The sequence below is a fragment of the Paenibacillus xanthanilyticus genome (assembly GCF_042682185.1).
GTDB classification, from domain to species: domain Bacteria; phylum Bacillota; class Bacilli; order Paenibacillales; family Paenibacillaceae; genus Paenibacillus_Z; species Paenibacillus_Z xanthanilyticus.
Window position 1 is genome coordinate 1,688,445 of record NZ_JBHUHA010000001.1, and the last position, 21,968, is coordinate 1,710,412.

19 protein-coding genes are annotated in these 21,968 nt (G+C 53.1%); 3 read left to right on the forward strand and 16 right to left on the reverse strand.

Translation table 11 applies throughout. The features are described from left to right. Positions 1 to 78: 78 nt before the first annotated feature. From ACFSKT_RS06775 to ACFSKT_RS06830, 12 genes are all read right to left on the reverse strand, one after another. A complete protein-coding gene (locus ACFSKT_RS06775; RefSeq protein WP_377722011.1) occupies positions 79 to 1,239 on the reverse strand; it encodes a glycoside hydrolase family 88 protein in 1,161 nt (386 codons plus the stop codon). Further along, complete coding sequence (locus ACFSKT_RS06780) at positions 1,236 to 2,594, reverse strand: polysaccharide deacetylase family protein (RefSeq protein WP_377722012.1); 1,359 nt, start codon at positions 2,592 to 2,594, stop codon at positions 1,236 to 1,238. The genes ACFSKT_RS06775 and ACFSKT_RS06780 overlap by 4 nt, the downstream gene beginning before the upstream one ends. Positions 2,595 to 2,609: 15 nt before the next feature. After that, positions 2,610 to 3,491 (reverse strand): carbohydrate ABC transporter permease, encoded by an 882-nt coding sequence (locus ACFSKT_RS06785; RefSeq protein ID WP_377722013.1) that lies wholly within the window; start codon positions 3,489 to 3,491, stop codon positions 2,610 to 2,612. A gap of 10 nt (positions 3,492 to 3,501) precedes the next feature. Then, positions 3,502 to 4,431 (reverse strand): ABC transporter permease, encoded by a 930-nt coding sequence (locus ACFSKT_RS06790; protein ID WP_377722014.1) that lies wholly within the window; start codon positions 4,429 to 4,431, stop codon positions 3,502 to 3,504. 75 nt (positions 4,432 to 4,506) lie between these two features. Continuing rightward, complete coding sequence (locus ACFSKT_RS06795; protein ID WP_377722015.1) at positions 4,507 to 6,126, reverse strand: extracellular solute-binding protein; 1,620 nt, start codon at positions 6,124 to 6,126, stop codon at positions 4,507 to 4,509. Between the two features lie 161 nt (positions 6,127 to 6,287). Further along, the gene (locus ACFSKT_RS06800) at positions 6,288 to 8,648 is read right to left on the reverse strand and encodes an AraC family transcriptional regulator (RefSeq protein ID WP_377722016.1); all 2,361 of its coding nucleotides are present in this window, start codon (positions 8,646 to 8,648) and stop codon (positions 6,288 to 6,290) included. A gap of 127 nt (positions 8,649 to 8,775) precedes the next feature. After that, on the reverse strand, positions 8,776 to 10,119 hold the full coding sequence (locus tag ACFSKT_RS06805) for an FAD-dependent oxidoreductase (protein ID WP_377722017.1): 1,344 nt from the start codon (positions 10,117 to 10,119) through the stop codon (positions 8,776 to 8,778). Positions 10,120 to 10,142: 23 nt separating this feature from the next. Continuing rightward, the gene (locus ACFSKT_RS06810) at positions 10,143 to 10,976 is read right to left on the reverse strand and encodes a carbohydrate ABC transporter permease (RefSeq protein ID WP_377722018.1); all 834 of its coding nucleotides are present in this window, start codon (positions 10,974 to 10,976) and stop codon (positions 10,143 to 10,145) included. After that, on the reverse strand, positions 10,966 to 11,913 hold the full coding sequence (locus ACFSKT_RS06815; protein WP_377722019.1) for a carbohydrate ABC transporter permease: 948 nt from the start codon (positions 11,911 to 11,913) through the stop codon (positions 10,966 to 10,968). Before ACFSKT_RS06815 ends, ACFSKT_RS06810 begins: the two co-directional genes overlap by 11 nt. Before the next feature lie 81 nt (positions 11,914 to 11,994). Next, positions 11,995 to 13,293, reverse strand: a complete 1,299-nt coding sequence (locus ACFSKT_RS06820; RefSeq protein WP_377722020.1) for an ABC transporter substrate-binding protein — start codon at positions 13,291 to 13,293, stop codon at positions 11,995 to 11,997. Between the two features lie 93 nt (positions 13,294 to 13,386). Then, the gene (locus ACFSKT_RS06825; RefSeq protein ID WP_377722021.1) at positions 13,387 to 14,127 is read right to left on the reverse strand and encodes a response regulator transcription factor; all 741 of its coding nucleotides are present in this window, start codon (positions 14,125 to 14,127) and stop codon (positions 13,387 to 13,389) included. Continuing rightward, positions 14,124 to 15,872, reverse strand: coding sequence for a cache domain-containing sensor histidine kinase (locus ACFSKT_RS06830; RefSeq protein ID WP_377722022.1), 1,749 nt, complete (start codon positions 15,870 to 15,872; stop codon positions 14,124 to 14,126). Before ACFSKT_RS06830 ends, ACFSKT_RS06825 begins: the two co-directional genes overlap by 4 nt. Before the next feature lie 699 nt (positions 15,873 to 16,571). On the opposite strand from ACFSKT_RS06830, the gene ACFSKT_RS06835 reads away from it, so the two are divergent. Then, the gene (locus ACFSKT_RS06835; protein WP_377722024.1) at positions 16,572 to 16,868 is read left to right on the forward strand and encodes a YolD-like family protein; all 297 of its coding nucleotides are present in this window, start codon (positions 16,572 to 16,574) and stop codon (positions 16,866 to 16,868) included. 84 nt (positions 16,869 to 16,952) lie between these two features. Here ACFSKT_RS06835 and ACFSKT_RS06840 read toward each other — a convergent pair whose 3' ends face one another. Further along, on the reverse strand, positions 16,953 to 17,429 hold the full coding sequence (locus ACFSKT_RS06840; protein WP_377722025.1) for a YhjD family protein: 477 nt from the start codon (positions 17,427 to 17,429) through the stop codon (positions 16,953 to 16,955). Continuing rightward, the gene (locus ACFSKT_RS06845; protein ID WP_377722026.1) at positions 17,426 to 18,682 is read right to left on the reverse strand and encodes a DNA polymerase IV; all 1,257 of its coding nucleotides are present in this window, start codon (positions 18,680 to 18,682) and stop codon (positions 17,426 to 17,428) included. Before ACFSKT_RS06845 ends, ACFSKT_RS06840 begins: the two co-directional genes overlap by 4 nt. 310 nt (positions 18,683 to 18,992) lie before the next feature. Here ACFSKT_RS06845 and ACFSKT_RS06850 point away from each other — a divergent pair, with 310 nt between their 5' ends. Continuing rightward, complete coding sequence (locus ACFSKT_RS06850; RefSeq protein ID WP_377722027.1) at positions 18,993 to 19,442, forward strand: MarR family winged helix-turn-helix transcriptional regulator; 450 nt, start codon at positions 18,993 to 18,995, stop codon at positions 19,440 to 19,442. 87 nt (positions 19,443 to 19,529) lie between these two features. Further along, positions 19,530 to 20,942 (forward strand): NAD(P)-binding domain-containing protein, encoded by a 1,413-nt coding sequence (locus ACFSKT_RS06855; RefSeq protein WP_377722028.1) that lies wholly within the window; start codon positions 19,530 to 19,532, stop codon positions 20,940 to 20,942. A 98-nt stretch (positions 20,943 to 21,040) separates the two neighbouring features. Here the strand turns inward: ACFSKT_RS06855 and ACFSKT_RS06860 are convergent, their stop codons facing one another. Then, entirely contained in the window at positions 21,041 to 21,475 is a 435-nt protein-coding gene (locus tag ACFSKT_RS06860) for a protein-tyrosine phosphatase family protein (protein WP_377722029.1), read from the reverse strand. A 50-nt stretch (positions 21,476 to 21,525) separates the two neighbouring features. Further along, entirely contained in the window at positions 21,526 to 21,951 is a 426-nt protein-coding gene (arsC, locus tag ACFSKT_RS06865; protein ID WP_377722030.1) for an arsenate reductase (thioredoxin), read from the reverse strand. Positions 21,952 to 21,968: the final 17 nt, after the last annotated feature.

The window sequence follows — 21,968 nt, forward strand, 5'->3', positions numbered from 1 at the left end:
CTACGCCCTTCCCTTCCTCCGGCACCTCCTTCCTCAGCATTTGTTTCCCCGATCACTTGCTCCCCCTCATCACCTCCTTCAAAACCACCAGTATCGCTTCCAGTCCCGCAGCATCCGCATTAACGCTTCCACATAAAAATAATCGCCCCATATCGTGCACTCGTCGATGCCCCAGCCCCGCGGCTTGTTGTAGACGCCATGCTGCAGGATGCCGTTCGAATCAGGCCGGTCCCTTGTCGTATATCGCGCTGCAAGCGTAAACAGCATATCCAAGGCCGCGCCCCTGTATCTGGCTTGATTCGGGTCTTCGTCCGGCAGCTGCCCGGCAAGCTCCAACAAGCCGCAGACCGCGATCGACGCGGCGGAGCTATCCTTCTCCTGAAGGTCGCCATCGGAGAAGATCAGATCCCAATAGACGATGCCATCCTCGGGCAGTCTCGACAACCAATAGTCGGCAAGCCGCTGCGCCGCGCAGAGAAAGGAATCGTTCCCCGTATGCGCATAGCTGAGCGCGAACCCGTAGATCCCCCACGCCTGCCCCCGCGCCCAACAGGAATCATCGGCATACCCCTGATGGGTGTTGCCGTATTTCGGACTACCGGACAGCGGATCCATATAATAGGTATGATAGGAGCTGTCGTCAGGGCGAACCAAGTACGCGGCCGATTGCTCCGCATGGCTGCCGGCCATCTGGGCATACCGGTTGTCTCCCGTCTCCTGCGAGGCCCAATAGAGCAGCGGCAGATTCATCAGACAGTCGATGATCATTCGGCCTCGCTGGGCGGGATCATTCAAATCTCCCCAAGCCTGGATGATGCCCGCCTTCGGAAAATACCGTTCCGCTAGGATGTCGGCCGCCTCCAGAGCCATCTTCCTCGCGCCTAGATTCCCGGTTAGCCGATAAGCGGCAACGGCGGACAAGCTGTACAGAAAGCCTAAGTCATGCGTATCAATGGCGATGCGCTCCTCCACCCGCTTCCGGTAGCTCTCAAGCTGACGCTCTGCCGCTTGCCGGTATTTGGTCTCTCCCGTCCATTCATAAGCAAGCCATACCATACCGGTCCAGAAGCTTGCCGTCCAATCTTCGTTCGGAATGGCCGGATAGACTAAATTCTCGCTGGACGGAGCGGGAAAGGTATGGACGAATGCCGAAAGATTCCGTTCAATTTGACGCATGGCGAATGCAATTGCCTCTTGGAGAAGCGCTCTCTCCTCTGGCTTCACCTGGACTGGGGTCATAGAGCAGGCTCCCTTCTTGTAAGCGATAAGGCGATGGTTGCCGGCTCCCCCGTCAATCCGAATCGCAGAAAAACCAATTCGTCACCGATGATCCTTGCGCTAACGCCCTCGGAGCAGGCTTCGACGGCAAATCCAGCCAGATCATCCCAATAGGCGAGGCCAAACGGCAGCGGCCCCCCGTGCCCCGTCTTGAACGTCATCCGAATGCGATCCTCCGTCCTCTCATAGCCGGATACCCACACCTGCGGGACGCTCTCCTCGAACTCGTCGTGCATATCGCCCTTCCCGACATAACTCCGCAGACGGTGGGGCGCGCACTGTCCATGGACGAACGCCATTTGGCATTCCCGGTCATAGTACAGAAACGTCCGCGGCCACGGACCCGCTCCGGTCCCGCCCAGCGTAACGGTGTATTCGTTCACTTCCGGTCTGGAGAGCGTATCCCTTGTCAGCATGTAAGCAGGCGCCGTCTGCGCATTCCGCTCATGGTACTCCTCCACCGCCTTTGGCAGTGTCGTCAACGTAATCGGATACTGCGTGATATGCGCGAAGAATAGGTCCAGCATGCCTTCGCAGGCCTCGACATGAGAGGCGGGGAACACCGCGAACCGTTCGGTATATTCCATCTCGTGCGCCTCCTGCTGCTGCAGGAAATACACCCGATCGTTGTGCTCCGTATTATCCAGATAGTCCTGGAACAGCCGCTTCCAATACTCGATGTCGTCTCTTCCGCACAGGCCGGCCCGCAGCACGTCGTTCGGATCGGTGGAATAGATGACCGGACAGCCCGAATGGTAGGTGGCGTGCAGATCTCGAGCCGTCCATTCGCAGGCGACAATATGGCCTTTGCCCGCGTGGGGAGCCTTATAGCGCCCGCGATCCACATACCAGGAGCCCCAGGGAATACCCCGATGAGAGATCCCGTCCCACCAGATCTGCTCCCAGCAGTATCCCCACATGCCCTTAAAATCCAGCTCCTCCAACACTTCGATGACCTCATTGTAAATTTTGCCCCGGGCGGCGATCTTCGTCCGTACCCAAGGAAAAGCTTCCGCTACGATTTTCCAGTCCCGATCCAGCGCCGCCCGGAATTTAGCCTTCGATGCGCCGCAATCTTCGAGGAAGAACGGCGTTTGGAGGATGACATCGTCGCCGTAAGCCTCATGCCATTCTCGAATCCGCTCCGCCAGCACCGGCACCGAACCGCCGTTGACGATCCAGGTAACCGGAACGCCGTGCTTGTGGGCAAGACGGGCTGTCCGCTCCACCCCTTCTATAGGCGTACCCTTGGCCCAATCGGTATCGTAATGGGAGGCGTAACTCACGAATGTATAGATCAATCGTTCCGGTTTCACTCCAAGCTCCCCCTTCTATCCCTTGAGCGCTCCGACCATAACCCCTTTGACGAAATACTTCTGCACGAAGGGATAAATAAACAAGATCGGCAGCGTAGCCACCACAATGGTGGAATATTGAATGGTCTGACTGACCTGTATGGCCTGGTCCATCTGAGCGTCGCCCAGCATCAAATCCGTCGAATTGCTAATCAGAATCTCCCGCAAAATCAGCTGCAGCGGGAATAGCTCCCTGTCCTTCAGGAACAAAGAGGCGTAGAACCAGCCGTTCCATTTTTCTACCGTATAATACAAGCTCATGACGGCCATGACCGGCAGGGACAACGGTACGACGATTTTCGTGAAGATGGTGAAATGATTCGCCCCGTCGATCTTGGCGGATTCCTCCAAGCTGTCCGGAACCGCCATGAAGGCCGTCCGCATGATGATCAGGTTGAACGTATTGACGGAAAACGGCAGCACCAGCGCCCAGAGCGAGTTCATGAGGCCGACGCCTTTGACGATCAGGTAAAACGGAATGAGGCCGCCATTGAAGAACATGGTGAACACGATGAAGAATATAAAATAGCGATTCCATAGCACCTGCTTCCGCGACAGCACGTACGCGGTAATCGAGGTTACGCTCATGTTAACAAGCAGGCTGGCGACCACGACCAGGATCGTGTTCCCGTAGCCGCGTAGAATATTCGGATTCGCCAACACCTTGGCATACGCATCCAGATGGAAGCCATAGGAACGGAGCAGAAGCCCGCTGTGGGCCATCAGGGAACTGCCGTCGCTGACGGACGCGAGCACCACATAGATGAGCGGATAGGCGGTAATCAAGATAAGGAGTCCCATGAATACATTGATGGCGTACCCCGTAATCCGGTCTCCGATAGATGAATAGTTGGTCATGAGCTCCTCCTTACCACAGACTGTTTTGACTGACCTTGCGGCTGATGTAGTTGGCCGTTACGAGCAGGATCAGATTGATGACGGAATTGAACAGACCGACGGATGCGCTGAAGCTCCAGTTAAACTCCAACAGACCGATCCGGTACACGTAAGAGGAGATCACATCCGCCGTCTCATAGATGGAGGAGTTGTATAACAGGATGATCTTCTCGAAGCCGACGTTCAGCAGGTTCCCCATCCGAAGAATCAGCATAATGGCCACGGTCGGCATAATGCCCGGGAGCGTCACGTTGAACATCTGTCTCCAGCGTCCTGCGCCGTCGATTCGGGCGGCCTCGTACTGTTCCTGATCGATCCCCGCCAGAGCGGCCACATAAATAATGGACTCCCAACCGAAACGCTGCCAAATTTCGGATACGATGTAGATCGGGCGGAAATACTCGGGGTTCTGAAGCATGGTCTTCCCGTCCCCGCCGAAGAACATCATCGCGTCGGTCACGATCCCTCCGCTGCCCGTAAAGTCCTTCACGATCCCGCAAATGACGATGAGCGAAATAAAATAAGGCATGTACGTGACCGACTGCACGAACCGCCGGAACAAATGGCTGCGCAGCTCGTTCATCAGAAGCGCCAGCAGAATCGGCGCGGGGAATTCGAATACAATCGTGTACAGACTGATGAGAATCGTATTCTTCAAAATACGCCAAAAATACAGCCCTTCAAAAAAATCCTTGAAGTTCGCTAACCCTACCCACTCGCTGCCCCAAATGCCAAGCGCAGGAGAATATTCCTTAAAGGCGATGACGGCTCCATACATAGGCCCATAATGGAAGATGCCGTAATAGATGAGGGCGGGAAGCATCATGACATACAGAAGCTTATTGCGGTGCCAATCCTTGAGGAATAGCTGCAGCTTCATGGAACGATTGACGGGTTCCATCCGGTATCTCTCCTTTCACGCCTGCCGACTGGAGTAAAGAAGCAGGGAGAGCCATCCCCCCTGCTTCTCCCCTTCTTAACGTTTGTTGTAGCGGTCGAGCGCTGCTTGCTGGATCTCGATGGCACGAGCAATGTTCAAGGATTCCAGCTTCTCGCGGAATTTGTCGTAGGAATCGATGGTTTCCGTGCCCAGCAGAATCTTGATGGTCGTCTCATCCACGAGCGTATTCACCTCGTTGATGATCTTGGCGAATTCGCTGCTTTCCTCCGGACTCGGGGAAATCGGCGGCAGCTGATACTTATCCACATCGGTCTTCATCCACGTCTTCACGGCTTCCTGCTGCTGCGGACGCGCCGCGAACTGCTCATAATACCGCTTGTCCTGAATCGTAGGTCCGCCGGTAGCGCGCGTATAAAGCGTCAGATTGGCAGCAAAATCGTTCTTGATCATATCCGTGTAAGTGGGATATCCATCCACCATGTTGTAGCTGACGCCTTCGGTACCGAAGTTATAAAAGAGCCGCCCCTCTTCGCTGTACCCATAATCCAAAGCCTGCACGACTAACTCCGGGTGCTTGGTCTTTGGCGAGATGGCGAAGTTCCCGCCTTGGGGAGCGGTGTAATCCTTTTGTCCGAATTTAGGCGTATCGCCTTTCTTCAGCACCGGGTAAGGAGCGCCGACTACGTTATATTTCGGATCCTTCTCCTGCATGGCGGTGAGCCATTTGCCGATGCCGCCGCCTGCCAACGCGTAGGTGGCGCCCGACTTGCCGGAGGTCATATTCGCGTCCCGAATTTTGGCGTCCACCGTTGCAATGTCCGGGTCCAGAAGCCCTTCTGCGTACCACTTGCTCATCGTGGCCAGGAAGTCCTTGAAGCCCGGCTCCATCGGGCCGAATTTGACCTTTCCGTCCTCCATGTAGAAGTCCCGCTTCACGCCGAAGGCTCCGTAGAAGGCGCCGGACTGGAGGTCATCGAACAGACGGGGCGTGCTGACGAAGGTCAAAGGAGCGGTTGCGCCTTTCTTCTCCTTGAACGCTTTCAGCACCGTATACCATTCGTCGATGGTCGTCGGAATCGAAAGCCCCAGATCATCCAGCCAGTCCTTGCGCACGATCGGACCGCCGTAGGTTTTCAGGAAATCATCCCCGCGGATGAAAGGAAACCCGTAATAGGTGCCGCTATCCGTCTTGATCTGCTTGTCGACATCCGGATGCTCCTTCAAGTATTGCTTCAGGTTCGGCGCGTGCTGATCGATCAGATCGTTCAGCTTCAGGATATTGCCGTCCTTGATGGCCTTCTCCGGACCGCCCGGATATCCGGCTAAGAAGTTCCACTCGATGATGTCCGTGTACTCTCCGGATGCGAACATGATGTTCAGCTGATCCTTCGCTTGATTAACGGCCGGCAGCATATATTTCTCTTTGACGCCGGTCCGTTTGTTCAATTCCTGGACGAAGGGGAATTCCTCCATCGTGGGCTTCACGGCCAGTTGGTTGGCGAACTGGGCCGAATCCAGCCAGCGGGTCACCGTCACATCCGTCTTTAACGGATACGTGATGCCGGCAGAGGATGCCGTCGACGTCTGCGAGGGGGCTTCCGGTGAAGACTCCTTATTGTCCGAACAGCCTGCCGCAACGCAGCCCGTCATCGCGACAGATAAGGCAAGAAGGGATATTTTTCTCGTCTTCTTCATACTTGTACGACCTCCTAATGGTAGTGGGGAGCCTGATCGCCCATCTGCACGAAGCGCTGGGTCACGTCTTCAGTATCGCTCCGCCGATACGGCCCTTCCATCGTCAAAACCTCCAATCCGACCCTCACAATGTCCTCGAAACCCGTTAAAACCTCCAATGGCTACTCCATTTTTCGATATTGACCCGGCGTGACGCCCACCCATTTCTTGAAGGAGCGGGAGAAGGTGTTTAGATCATTGAAGCCGCATTGCTCCATCACTTCCTGCAGCACCATCCGCTCCTCCCTCAAGAGAATCTTGGCCCGTTCGATGCGAGTCTGGCTGATCTTGTCCAGCAGTCCTTCCCCCGTATGGTCCTTGAACAGCTTGGACAGGTACGTGGGCTTCATGTCGAAGGCCTCGCCGATCATGGTAATGTTGAGATTCACATCCTGATAATGGTCTTCGATGTAGCGCACAATGGAGCGGATGAACCCGTCTTGTTCGGCGTTCTTCCACTTCCGCGTGATTTCCGATTGCCGGTCCGCCGTATAGGCGCAGACCCGCTCGAGCATGGCCAGCATCTCCTGGTTGATTTCCTTGATGGTCTTCAAATCCGACAGCCGATCAAAAGACCGGTGTACCACCGACTGAAAATCGACGTTCGTCTCGCCAAGCTCCTGGATCGTCTTCATCAGGGTGCCGGTCAGGTCGAACAGGAGACACCTGATCTGCTCTCCCGCCATCGCAGGCTGACTGAGGTTGCGATCGATGATCTCGTTCAACAGCTGCCTCGCCGCATCGATATTCCCGGACTTCACCACGGTCATGAGCTGCTGCTCCACCTGAAGGGGGTAATAGTAGCCGTATTGGGTCGGATTCCCTTGCTCCGTGCGCATCTCGGGATAAGACAGATGGCCTTCTCTGCCCATGACCCATTTGTATTCCATCACATCCAACGATTCCTTATACGCCTCCGGAATAGAAGTGAGCGTGGAGTGAACCCCGCTAACCGCGGTGGTAATGCCGATCTGGTACTGCTGCAGCAGGAAATCACGCGCTTCGCGAGCCGCATCGCCAATGTCACGCAGGGAACGTTCCTCGTCCCCCGCTCTTAGATTGATCAGGCAGGCCATCATGTCGCCAACCTCCGCCATATAGCCGCGTTGGGACCGGTTCAAGGTTTCCTCCACCACATTCGTTACGACAAAATCGAGCAGCTTGGCGGGATCCTCCACTTGAAGCGATCCGATCCGTTCATAGAAGGGCTGGCTTTCCTCCAGATAGAGGAGAAGAACGCAAAAATCATCGGTCTCAAAGTCCAGCTGAAACGCCTTCAGCGCTTCCTCGTCGGGAATGGAAGCTTGAATGCGGCCCTTCATAAGACGTGCGATGAAGTTCCCCCCGAGCTGGTGGGTCTGCTGCTTCACCCTTAAGCTGGCCTGCTCCTTCTCATCGAGCGTCTTCGCCAGCATCTGCTCCAAGTAGGAGAATTCATTGACTTCCTTGGCGGATAGCCCGCCAATCCGTCGGGAGAAGGTCTGAATGAGCTGGCTCAGGGGCAAGTAATTCCGGCGCAGGAACAACCACGTGAGCAAAGCGCCTCCGACCAGACTGATCACGATACTGAAGTACGTCAAGTTGCGAACGTACTGCGATTCCTTCCATACAATCTGATCCGGAACGATGGTCGCGTAGGTAAGCTCGGAGTTATGGGATTTCACATAATAGACCGTCGATGGCTTACCGCGGTACGCGACCGATTTTTCCCCATGCGAATCCGGGAACGGTCCCAGCGCGGAAAGGTCTTTCTCGTCCGGCACATTGGATACCATGACTTCATTGCGCTCGTTCATAATAAATACATCCCCGCTATTAAACAGCGGGATGCTCGAGATGGTCCTCAGCAGCTGGTCGTTGTTCAACATGACGGCGATCGAGCCTACAGGCTGGTCGTTGCTGCCCACCGGGAAGGAGCTGATATAGGTCGCGTAATACCGCATCTTCCCCTCGTCCGTCCTGCGGCTGGTGAGGATAAATTGCCGCTGGTTGATGCCGCTTACCCTGCGCTTCCATTCCTCCCTGGAGAGACTGCCTCCCGCATACAGGTCCTCGTAAGCCTCTTCAGAAGCTTTGTACAGCGTCGGCATGATGACCCGGTCGCCGGGCGCCCAATAAATATAGAACTCTTCAAAGGAGGTATAAGCCGAGCGAAGGCTGCCCAGGTCATGAATAATCTCGTACAAATCATAGCGATAATCGCCCCGGTTCAGCTTGTTGGAATAGAAGAGATTCTGCACCTTCACGTTGGCATAGATCTGGGAGACCAGCTGCCGGACCGAAGCGATCTCGCTATCGACCGATTCCTGCATTTGAAACAATAAGGAGTCGTTCCCCCGCTTAATCTGGTTTTTCAAGGTTCTTTCCGTCTGATCGTAGACGGCTACGTTCATGGCGATCGGGAGGATCAGCACAACGAGGTAAGACAGCAGCCAGGTAAGGATGACGCTCTTCTTGCGGAAACGGATCTTCGCGAAGTTCATTTGCAGCCCCCTAGTGAACCTGTACGCCGGAATTGGCGCAGGCTCCATCTCAAATCGACCTTTCCATAGGAAGAAAGCTGCTGCGTCCTTTGACGCAGCAGCTTCTTGATGTCTCCTATGGCAACCTTTAGTTTAATATTGCACCGTTGTCGCGCAGAATGCTTTGCAGTCGAGCTACGTCAAGATCGACAAGGCTGGCGCCGGTATCCAGCGCCAAGGCTGCGGCCGTGCCTGCCGCCTGTCCGGTGGACATGCAGCTTGGCGTCAGACGCGTCGTGCCCAAAGCTTCGTGCGAGGTCGAGATGCATCGGCCGGCGGCCAGCAGATTTCCTACCCCTCTGGCGACCAGACTCCGGTACGGAATATCGTAGGCGCCGTCCCCGCGCACCCACTCGCTCTTCACCCCTTGGCCGGTAGGGTCATGGACGTCGATGGGATACCCGCTTCGCGCAATGACATCCGCGAACCGTCTGCCTGAGACGACATCCTCCGTCTCCAGCACGTAGACGCCATCAATCCGGCGGCTTTCGCGAACTCCGATCTGAGCGCCGATCTGACTGATCGAGGCTTTCTCGAACCCGGGTAGATGGCGCTTCATGAATTGCGCCACTTGAAGCGCCTGACGGCGTCCTTGCGCTTCCGCAGCCGATAGCTGCTCGACATCCGTTCCGTCCAAGCCTTGAACGCGGGTCGTGTTAACCAGCACCTCGTCGTCTCCGGGTCCCGCAAAAAACAACACCTGGTCCCGATTGATCGGAAGCGCGGCATCCTTCCAGTGCTTATAGAAGCCGCAAACGCCCGTTAGCTCCAGGTCCGGAAGCTCACCGACCGGCGTTCGTTTGTAAAACTCCTCCGGGTGCTCGAGCATATAAGCCTTGACCTTGGCCAAGTCCACCCCCCGCATCCGGAATTTCAGCGTCATGGGCTGCGTCTTGCCGTCGCCCTCCCGGCCCTTCAGACATGGGACGCCGGCTAAGAACGCCACATCCGCATCGCCGGTCGTATCGACGAACGCCTTGCCTTCCAGCTGGATCGGGCCGGATTTGGTAGCCAGGGTCAGACTTTTGATTTGTCCGTCCTCTACATGCGCCTGCTCCACGAAGCTGTGGAACAGCACCTGGACGCCGGCCTCTTCGAGCATATCGACGGCAAGCACTTGAAATTCCTCCAGCTTGAAGGGAGTCAAGGTCCGCGTGAAGCCTACCGTGTCCCGCATATGTCCCGGAGAGGCGCCGCGTTCCTGCAGCCGGTCCACGATCTCCTGCGCCAATCCCGCAATAACCTGCTTCCCCTCCAGCGTATGAAAGGTCATCCACGGATACACCAGGGCCGCGGAAGTCATCCCGCCGACAAAACCATACCTTTCGACCAGCACGGTTTTCTTGCCCGATCGTCCGGCAGCCACCGCTGCGCACAAGCCTGCAGGGCCTCCCCCGGCTACGACAATATCCGCTTCCATTTTGATGGTCATGGCGTTTCTCCTTTTTACTTTTCTTATTTGAGCCCGGTCATGGCCACGCCTTCGATAAATCGTTTTTGCGCGAAGAAGAAGACCAGCATCAAAGGCAAGGTGGCCATCACCGAGGCGGCCATTAACAGATTCCACTGGGTCCCTGCGGCATCCGTGAACAGCTTCAAGCCGACCGGCAGCGTGAACAGCTGATCCGTGCTGATGAAGATTAAAGGATCGAAGTAATTGTCCCAGCTATGCAGGAACGTAAAAATCGCTAACGTAGACAAGGATGGTCCCGCCAGCGGAAACATGATCGACCAGAACGTTTTCCAAGGCGTACATCCGTCGATCTTGGCCGCTTCATCCAGGTCTCCGGGAATGGTGATGAAGAACTGCCGCAGCAGGAACACCCCGAACAAGGCTTCACGTCCGAGCATCGGCGGGAAGATCAATGGAAAATGACTGTCCGTCAAGCCCAGCTTCGTCATCCAGACGAACATCGGAACCGCGGTGACTTCGCTTGGAATCATCATGCCGCTCAATAACACCAGGAAGATGATGTTGCGAAACCGGAACGGGATCTTCGCGAAAGCGTAACCGGCCATCGCCGAAATCAGGCAGGTGCCCACCGTGACCAACGTCGCGATATAGAGACTGTTCCAGAAGTATAAGAGAAAGTGGGGCTGCTTACTGAATACATCCGTGAAGTTGCGCCAGACGAAAGGATCGGGCAGCCACTGCGGCGGAAACATAAAGATCTTGGTCGGGTCCTTAAGCGCGGTCGTAATCATCCATAGAAAAGGAAACAGGATCACCGCCGACACAAGGAGCAGAAGAATATAGGCCGGGATATGGCGGACAATGCTATTGTTCATGGTACACCCACCTTTTGCGCAAATTCCATTGAACCAGCGTGAGCACCAATACAAGGAAGAAGAGAATGAATGCGATGGAAGACGCATAGCCGAATTCGAAATTTTTGAACGCTTGCTTATAGATGTAATACACCAGGACGTGGGTGCTTGTTCCCGGTCCGCCATCCGTCATGACCTGGATTTGGGTGAATACCTTTAACGAGCCGATCAGCGTCAGGACCAGCGCCAGGAAGATGGAGGGGGAGATCATCGGCAGCGTAATCGACCAGAAGGTTCGGGATTTATTCGCGCCGTCGATTTTGGCCGCTTCATAATAGATGGCCGGCACATCCTGCAGGGCGGCCAGAAAGATGACCATGTTTAATCCGACGTTCTTTAACACGCTGATCACGATGACTACAGGCATGGCGAGCTCGAAGTTATACAGCCAAGCCGGACCCGTCACGCCGAATAGCTTGAGAATCTGGTTGATCAACCCGGCGTCCGTAGCGAAAATATACTTCCACACAATCGCCCATACCACAATGGAGGTAATGACCGGCGTGAAAATGGCGGTGCGAAACAAGCCGATTCCCGGAATTTTCTTATTGAGCAACACGGCCAGACCGAGCGCGAGCAATAGATTGAGCGGAATCAAACCTGCCGAGAAATACAGCGTGTTGCCGATCGAGGTCCAGAATAAGGGATCCTCGCTAAAGGCACGCGCATAATTGTCCAGCCCAATAAAGCGCGAGGCCCCCATGAGCGATTCATTGGTGAAGCTCATGACGAAAGCCCAGATAATAGGAACTAGCATAAACACGGTGTAACCGACCACGACCGGCGATATGAATAAATAGCCGAACCAGCTGTCTCTGGCGTTCAGCTTTCCTTTCTTCTTCCGAACGGTAGTGAATCGATTGTTTGGTAATGTGAGGTTTCGTTGTATGGAACTCATCTACCCTCGCTCCTCTCCTGACTTTATGAAGACGAAAGCCGCATCCAGCTCGGATAACGGTATGCGGCTCGTCTCCGTTCTTTATTTAAGCAAAGGTCCAACTTCCTTTTCCGCGATCCCCAGAATATCTTTCACCGAGGTGCTCTGCGTATATAAGTAATCCATAATCGTCTGCATCTTCGTATCGATCTGCTGCCAATTGCTATGAGTCGGCAAGGAGCTGGCCGTGGCGATCTGGTCGACTACGGAAAGCTTCACGCTTTCGGCAGACGGCCCCTGCTTCAAGAAATCGTCGGATTCGAGGAGCGATTTGCGGCTCGGCACGAAGTATTGGGACGTCACCTTCATATTCTCCGGATTGGCCATATATTTCAGCAGCTCCAGCGCTTCTGCATAATGGGGCGAATCCTTCAAAATGGTATACGAGGCATATCCGATCGTCGTACCGGGGCCGTTAGGACCGGCTGGAAGCGGCGCGATATCCCACTCGAAATCCACGACCGCCTTCGCTTTGCCCATGTAGCTGAACAATTCCTTCTGCATCGCAATCTTGCCCGTGTCAAACGTGGTTTGGTCACCTGGCTTCGGGTGCACGTTATCCTTGAAAATCATATCCGAATAGACCTGAAGCGCTTGCTCGCCTTCCTTGGCATTTAGCGTAAAGGCGTTACCTTCCGGATTGAACAGCTGAGCGCCGAAGGCATTGAAATGCGATTGCATGGCATCCGGCCAGTTTTGCCAGCCGCTGCGCACGAAATTAACGCCATAGATGCCTTTGTCCGGATTCGCCAGCGCCTTGGCCGCTTTCAGCATCTCTTCATACGTCCATTTTCCTTGTTTGTATAATTCCGTTGGGGTCGGCAGGTTGTTCGCTTGGAACATCGTTTTGTTGTAATAAATCATCATCGGAGGCGTTGAGAACGGAATGCCGTATACCTTGTTCTCTCTCGTCACGAGATTGAGCGTGGACGGCACCATATCCTCGATTTTGAATGCGGCGTCCTGCTTGAGCGGCTCCAGATCCGCCAGCTGACCATTGGATAGAAATTGCGGAATCATGCGCTCCGCCATCCAGGCGATGTCCGGCGCCGATTTGGAAGCGCTCATAATCGAGAGCTTCTGCTGATAGTCCGCGAATGGGATCGTGACGATTTCAACATTCACGTTCGGATGCGTCTCCTTGTACGTCGCGAACATGTCCTCGTACATTTTTTTGTGCGTATCGTTCCCCCAAAAGCTGAATTTCAGGTTCACGTTCTTCGCCGCTGCTTGTCCCTCCGGCTTAGAAGCGTCTGTCTCGACGTTGTCGTTGCCGCCGCAGGCCGTTACGGCCAGGGCTAAGGGAAGGACGGTTAACGCAGCTTGGAGCTTTTTCTTCATGTGTGTTATCCCCTTTACTTGTGTTAAGCGCTTACAAGTCTTATTATACGTCGTCCTTTTTGGGGCCATAATGGCGCGTGATTCAGAAAAGGTCTAATTTATATTGTTGTTTTCTCTGTACTCTGAAGGCGTACAGCCTAAATTTTGTTTGAATACATGCAGGAAATATTTCACATTCGGATACCCGGACAGCTTCGCGATATCCTGGATTTTTATCTGGGTATCCTTCAGCAGCTGCTTCGCCCTGTCCATTCGGATTTGCGTCACATAATCGGATAAGTTCTGCCCCGTCTCCGACTTGAACAGAACCGACAAGTAGCGATGGTTCAGATGAACCTGGTCCGCTAAGTATTGCAGCGAAATATCTTGGTCCAGGCGTTGTCCGATGATTTCCTTTACCTTGCGGATCACGTGGCGCTCTTCCATGCTCTTCTGCGGATCGAGGTCAGGACTCTCCTTCATGGCGCGTTTTCTCAGTCGTTCCACGACTTGCGCCAGCTCCGAGGTTTTGACGGGCTTGAGCAAATAATCGATCGCCTCGCAGCGGATCGCCGCCTGCGCGTATTCAAAATCGCCGTAGCCGCTGATGATCACGACCGGAAGCGCGGGATACTGCTCTTTCAGCCGTTGGATCAGCTGGATGCCCCCCATTTCCTTCATGCGGATATCGGTGATGACGGCGTCCACGGTATGGGATTTCAGCCAGTCCAAGGCTTCCTGACCGCTGCAGGCTTCACCCGCCACCCGGACGCCTCCGATGATGTCCTCCAGCACGCGGCGAAACCCGCTCCGAATCGATTCTTCATCCTCAACCAGCAGTATCGTAAGCTTCATGCCTCATTCTCCCATCGTAAAGGTATCCGGATATAAAAGGTTGCGCCCTGGCCGGCCGTCCGTTCATGAAAAAGACCGTAGGCGGGTCCATACAGCAATTTGATTCGTTCATTGACGTTCCGAAGGGCAAAGCCTTTCTTCCTCGCGCCAAAGGAACCGATACGGGCGTGCCGCTTCTCCGGACCATTCAGCAGCGCGTCCAGCTCATCCAGCTTCTCCGGGCTTATTCCCGCGCCGTCGTCTTCTACATAAATGAGCAGGTCCTCCTCCTCATAGCAGGCTCGGATTTGGATATGAATGGGGCCTTCCGTCATCCCGTGTTCAATGGCATTCTCCACCAGCGGCTGCAAAATGAGCTTCGGCATGAGGCAGGATTCGAGGCTAAGATCGGATAAAATTTGCACGCGAAGCTGATCGCCTAAGCGAAAGGCCTGGATTTGCAAATAAGCATCCGCAAATTGCAGCTCATCGGCCAGATGAACGAGCTTCTCATGCCAGTCGATCGTATACCGGAGCAATCTCCCCAGACTGACGACCGCCTCCGACAGCTCCATAATCCCCATTTGGAGCGCTTTCATGTTTATGGACTCGAGCGTATTATAAATAAAATGCGGGTTGATCTGATTTTGCAAGGCGGATAATTGGGCTTCCTTCTCTCGGAGCTCATTCTCGTACACCTGATGAACCAATCTATCCAGTTCGGACACCATGCTGTTGAAGCCTTCCGTCAGCAGCCCGATTTCGTCATTCGTCGTGACTTTGGCGCGTTCCTTGAATTCTCCCCGCTGGATCTTCCTCATCATGACCGCAAGATGGCGAACCGGCTTCGTCATGGTTGCGGCGAGCAGGTACGAGAGAAGAAAGGCGGCGAGCAGCGAAGCGATCGAGACCCATAAGCTGTACCGGATTAAGACATTTGCGTTTTTCTTCAAATTCTCCTCCGGCACCAGCGCTTTGACGACAAAGCCCGTGAGCTCGGAATGCTGCTCGGCCGTGAGAAATAACGGTCCATTCGGCGCTTCGGGCATCCGGGCTCCATTTCCCGTTAAGGAAGAAAAATAAGTCTCCCCCTGTTGATCCAGCACATGGATGACGGTATCCGGCACCATGTCGCTCATGCCAAAGAGGCTGGCAAATCCCTTTTGCGTCAGATCGATCTTGATGATCCCCAGATGCCGATGGGTCTGCGGGTCTCGGATGACTCTCGCCAGCGAAATCACCGTTCGTTCTCCCGACTTGTAATACTTGGCATGATGCGGGGGAATCGCCACAATGGCGCCATCCGCTTCCATCACCGCATTCATCCATGGCGTGTCCTCCGACCTCCAGAATTTATCGATGGAATCATCCGTGTTGGTGTACAGCACGCCGTCGAGCGAAAAGATAAGAATGTTCTGAATCTCGCTTCTTTCGGCCGCGAGCGAGGAAATCAGCAGACTCATCTTGTTGATCTCTTCGAGCGGAACGAAATCCCCGCTATCCGCGGAAGCGTGATTTCGGAGAATCGCCATAACGGAAGGATCGTAATAAGGCACGGCCGTTAACCGTTCCATCTCCCGGTAGTAACGGTCGATGCTGTTCTGAATCTGCATTGCGATCTGCACGGTATACGTATTCGCATCCTTCTCGACTTGATGGATGTACTGTTTATAGCTAAGGAAGCCGATCAGGGTTAATGGTATGGTGCTTAACAAACAGAACAGAATCATAAATTTCAATCGAAGTGGAATGAACAGTCGTCTCACGCTTCTCTTTGCCCCCCGGATGCTAGTCCCTCAGTACTAGTGAAAATTATAGCATCTCCGCCGATGATCGTTGATAGAAAAGGAACATACCCTATCTAATATAAAATCCCCTTCCGGTGGCGAAAGGGGATTGCATAGGCTAGAGCGATTTTGCATGTTACGATCTTTGCACACATAGGCTTTCTTCTTCCATTCTACTTGCATGGATACACCGATGTAATCCCACATTGTACAGAACAGGTATGCTTTTTACAGGTCTTATTCGCCTGCCAATAAGATTCTTCTTCCCCCCTACCTGTCCATGGTAATTAATTCGTACAAGGCGCGTACGTCGCAACGAAGGGAATCCGCGATCGATATGGCGATTTTGAGCGGCATCACTCTTTTGTTATCCATAAAGTCATAGATTCGTTCAGGTTTGAATAGCAGCTCCTTCGCCAACGATTCCGCCGTTTTTCCGGATTCCAGTAATCGTTCATGCAGTAAGCAGCGTCCAAGTTCAACTTTCAAGCAGGGATCCCTCCAGCGTACCATCCTATTTGTACCTAAAAGGGTTTCCATTGTTCGCGTAAATAAACATTGGAGAATGTGCACGAATGCTGCGTAACGGATGTGCTGCCTACATTTAGGGGCCTGTTTCAGAAATTTATGGTATACTAGGAACAAATGTTCTTTTATGCCTGAAAGGGGGCTGACGATATGGTAAAGCAACCTGTTTATGCGGAGCAAGAAACACGGAGCGCCTTTAGCAATACACGCCCTTTGATACGCCAAAGGACAGGTTTGACCAACGAGAACGTACACAAGATTGCGGAGTTAATCCGTCATTCCTACATGGATCGAGAACGTATTCGGATTACGGTTTTCGGCTCCTATGAGGATCGAACATACAGCGGGATCGTCGAGAAACTTGACCAGTTTCATAATCGCCTCCATGTAGGAGACCAATGGATTTTTTTCCACGACATTATCGATGTTTCCCGTATCGACGCCTGATGCAGGAAGGTCACGCCAATGACGCCGCTCAGATAATGGGCCTGCTATATAGACCCTTTCTGAGCGGTAGGCTTCTGTGCTTTTTTAGGACGGCTTAAACATCTCCGACACATACCTGGCAATCCGTACACTGATCTCCGCCCGCGCCACATCGCGCATCATGGCAAAGGTGTCCTCATATCCCCGGCACACAAATCGATAATGAATAGCGCTGTCTACGCGCTCTTCTTCAAACACTTTGATATTTCGGACCTTCATTTTCTTCCTAACTTCGCTAAGATCGGCGTGGATGCGCGTCATCAAAACCTGGGAAGCCTTGATATATAAGCTTTTCAACGAATAGGAAGTAAGCCCGATTTCCGTGCTGTTTTTTTCTACAATCGTAAGCATCATGGGGAGCAGAACAAAATCGCGAACCAATTCGAGTTCTTCCTTGCTCGGCAGTTCGGTCTTCGCCTGTTCATGCTGCCCGTGCCTCCGACTGAGATATTGTTCTCGATGTTCCGGGAGCATCATACGGCTGGATTCCCAGCGGCCGTTACCTTGAAGTTTCTTACTCACTTATAGTGCCCCCCGATTTTTGCACTACGTTCAAGCGCTTGCGCAGCCCCTAATAAAGAGGAAGCTCGCAAGATTGCGGTACCTCCATAACGGTACTTGATTTGATCGGTAGCTCGTTCTAATCGCCTTGCTTTCTCCCGATTACCGAAAAGGGTCAGCTGGTATTGCGTATCGCGGGTCAACTTCGATACCACCACGCCAAGCTTACGGACAGGCATCTCGTCCCAATGGGCATAAAATAACTTCCGCGCCGTTTCAAAAACTTCATTCGTGATGTTGGTCGGATCAGCAACCGTGACCTGTCGATAGAATCCCGTAGGTCTGTCGAAGTCGGCTCCTTGGCAGCCTACGGAAATAACGGAGCCCATATATCCCTTGGCTCGACAGCGCCGGCATACCTCTTCACTTAGCTCAAGCAGTATGACTTCAATGTCTTCTTTGCGGCTGTAGTCGCGCGGCAGCGTCATCTGATGGCCAATCGCCTGCTGGACATCATGCGTACCCGGTGTAACCGCGCTGGAATCGATCCCGTTCGCGGTTTGCCAATATAATTCAGCTTGAATGTCGCTGTTTTTGCCCATTACAATTCTCATTTTCCGCTTCAGCTCTGCGAGCGGCAGCCGGGCGATATCCCCGATGGCGGTAATCCCCATCCGGTTAAAATGAGCCGTCATCCGCGAACCAACACCAAACATTTTGTTCACGGGCTGCGGCCACAACAGACTCTCCACCTCACTTTTAGGCAGCGTGAAAATTCCCGTTTCACTTTTCTTTGCCCAGATATCTGTAGCCATCTTAGCCAAGATCTTCGTGGAGCTTATACCAATTCTGATCCAGACGCCTGTATACATCATCACCTTAATCTGAATCCTTCGAGCAATTTCTTCGGGTGATCCGAAATACGAAAGCGAACCCGTGACATCGAGAAACTGTTCATCAATCGAGAAGGGTTCGACTAAGTCCGTAAACGACTCAAAGATCTCCGTAATCATAAGGGATACGTCAATGTAGGTCTGCATGTGCGGACGAATGACCACCACATCCGGACATTTTCCCAAAGCTTCCCCCAATGTTTCTGCGGTTGTAATACCGAATTTTTTAGCGATTGGACATGCCGCAAGTACGATTCCTGATCTGCGTGCGGGATCGCCAGCCACAATGAGTGGCTTATCGCGATATTCTGGGTGCGCTGCTTTTTCGACTGACGCATAAAAGGATTGGCAATCCGCCAACATGATAACGGGCACCACCATAATGACACCCCCAATAACCGAAAGTATGTTCGTGTTTTTATTATATACCGAATGTATGTTCGTGATGCAAGGTCTAAATCCCCAGTGGGAGGTATTTTTTCAAATCCAATTTCTGACTACAACATAATTGGATCTTCCGCTGAAAGACCGACGCCGCGCGCGGGGAATACCGATTCAGGGATGCCCAACCCATAAGGGGAAAATTCTGCTCGGCAACATACTCCGACTGCTTTTCGATTGAAGCCCGATAATCAATAACATTTGCATTTTGCAAATATAAGTGGTATAACGGAATCAGGAGGTCATGACAATGGAAAATGTACGGAACTTGTTTCAGCTGCTGTCGAGAAACTTCGGATTATTGAATGAGCAATGCTGCGACAACTGCTGCGGCCAAGAGATTTCGCTTGTGCAGAGCCATATCTTGTACGAGATCAACCGCCAGCACCAACCTTCCATGCAAGAAATCGCCGGTGCTTTAGGGATGGATATTACGACCTTCAGCAGGCAGGTCAAAACCTTAGTCGATAAGGGATTGGTTAAGAAAACGCCCCATCCCGCCGATAATCGCATCAATATCTTGTCCTTAACACCTGAAGGGCTTGGGATCGAGAATGACATTAATCTGACCGTAAATACTCAGCTTCACAGCGTTCTCTCGACAATGACAGATTTCGAAAGAGATACCGTCATACGCTCCATCAAACTTTTTAACGATGCCATGCAGAAATCAACTTCATGTTGTTTACCTCCGAAATAATGGGGGTTTACTTTTAAGCTCATAATTGCAAATTGCAAATATTAAACGACCAAAACAATCCAACCTTCATTTTAGGAGGACGACGAAATGATGAACCCCTTACCAACCGCGATTATTGGCGGCGGTCCCGTAGCTTTAGCAGCCGCTGCCCAGCTTGTAAAAAGAAACATGCCTTTTGTGCTTTTTGAAAGAGGCGCACAGGTTGGAGCTTCGGTTCGCAGCTGGCAGCATGTAAGCATGTTTTCTCCCTGGGAATTCAATATCGATGCAGCCGCTAAGGAGCTTCTGCTTGCGACGGGGTGGAGCCCGCCTCCGCACGATCAGATGCCGACAGGAGATGAACTGATTAAGCTTTATTTGGAGCCGCTAGCCCAACTGACGCCGATCAAGCCCTATATTCAATTGGAAGCGACGGTTAAAGCGATCTATCGCAAAGGATTCGATAAAATGAAAACGGCGGGACGCGAACGTGCGCCTTTCCTGATTGAATACGAAAAACAAGGCCATACGCATCGTGTAGAGGCTGCCGCCGTTATTGATGCAACAGGAACATGGCTTACCCCAAACCCGCTAGGAGCCAGCGGCACTTCAGCTGAGGGCGAAAAGGAATACACGCAGCACATCACATATGGCATCCCGGACAGCTTGGGTGCAAGCAGAGATCGATATGCCGGTAAGAATATCGTGGTCGTTGGCAGCGGGCATTCCGCTATTCAATCGCTTACGCTCCTCCACGAATTAAAACTGCAAGTACCCGAAACCACGATCCACTGGGTGCTTCGAAAGCAATCCGTAAATGATGCCTTTGGGGGCGGCGAAAACGACGGGTTGCCAGCTCGCGGCGAGCTTGGGACACGTGCCAACCGATATGTGCAGAACGGCAACGTCCTGGTTCACACCCCCTTCCTCATCCACCAGATTACGAAAGATCAAGCAACCCATAAGCTATCCCTGCATGGAACAAAGTTAGACCAAGGCTACACCATAGCTAAAATCGATGAGGTCATTGTCGCCGCGGGATCTCGACCTGATTTCACCTTCCTTCGCGAACTGCGGTATGCGAGCGATGCCGTTGTTGAATCCGTACCACAACTTGCCGATTTAATCGATCCTAACCTCCACAGCTGCGGCACGGTCCGTCCACACGGCGAAGCCGAACTCCGCCAACCAGAGAAGAACTTTTACATCGTGGGTTCGAAGAGCTATGGCCGCGCACCGACATTCTTGCTCGCGACCGGTTATGAGCAGGCGCGCAGCGTTGTGGCTGCTTTGGCTGGGGATTTTGAAGCTGCTCGCGAGGTAAAACTGCATCTGCCAGAAACCGGGGTATGCTCGGTGCCGAAATCCTTGCTGGCTGTTACGGAGCATGATACGTGCTGCGGGCCAAAACCGAAGAAGCTTTCGATTAAGCCGATCGCCGTGTCGTCGTCCTCAAGCAGCTGCTGCGGGCCAGTGAAAGAAGTGGAGTCATCCGGTGGCCAAACTTATGGTGTTGAATAAACGAAAGCGTCCCGGCCAGCCGATTCCTTGCTGCTAAGGATCGCTAATAATTTCGATCCTCCACAAAAAAGGGGATCCACACCTGGATCCCCCAATCATTAACCCTTATACAATTTTTCCAGTGCCTCACGCTGTGCCGGTTTAATATTCACCTTCGGCCGAATCGACTTCGCCAATGATTCAGCCTCTTCAATAGTCTGGCTTTTTCCGAGCTCAATAAGCGTTCCAACCGCCACAGCGCCGGTCCTCCCGCTGCCGCCGCCGCAATGGAACCCTACCTTTTTACCGCTCTTATAGGCCTCTACAACGTGATGAATGGCTTCCTTCAACAACTGATCTTGGGGTCCCTCCGCATTGTCGCCAAGAGGAATTTGAACCCATTCGAGGTTCTCGTTTGGATACGCGCACTCGGTTGCTTCTCCTCGTAAATCGACAACAACTTCGATTGCCTCATTCTTGAACATGTCTTCGACATCGGCAGCTCCGCCGAAAAAGATTTTATCCTCCACGAGGTTTTGGTAATTCTTCCGCATGTGATCAAACTCCTTTGTTTCGTTTCTCAAACGGCTTTACGAGTCATGATTTACTTACCCGTCTCCACGAACTCACGGATACGGCTCTTGATCGAATCGCGCACTTCACGGAACTTCGCTGTGATCTCTTCCTCCGTGCCCGTTGCTTTTGCAGGATCCTCGAAGCCCCAATGCCATTTCACGACGTTTGTATTCGAGATAACCGGGCAATGCTCGTCAGCGTGACCGCAAAGCGTAATCACGTAGTCGGCCCGATTGAGAATCTCAGGGTCGATTACATCCGAGGTATGGCTTGTAATATCGATGCCCGCTTCCTTCATCGTCGCAACCGCACGCGGGTTCAAACCATGTGCTTCGAGACCCGCGCTCTTGACCTCGTATTGATCTCCGCCGAGCTCTTTCAAGAAGCCGTCGGCGATTTGACTGCGGCAAGAGTTTCCTGTGCACAAAAAATAAACGAGTGGTTTCTTCTCCATAAGTAAGTTCTCCTTTA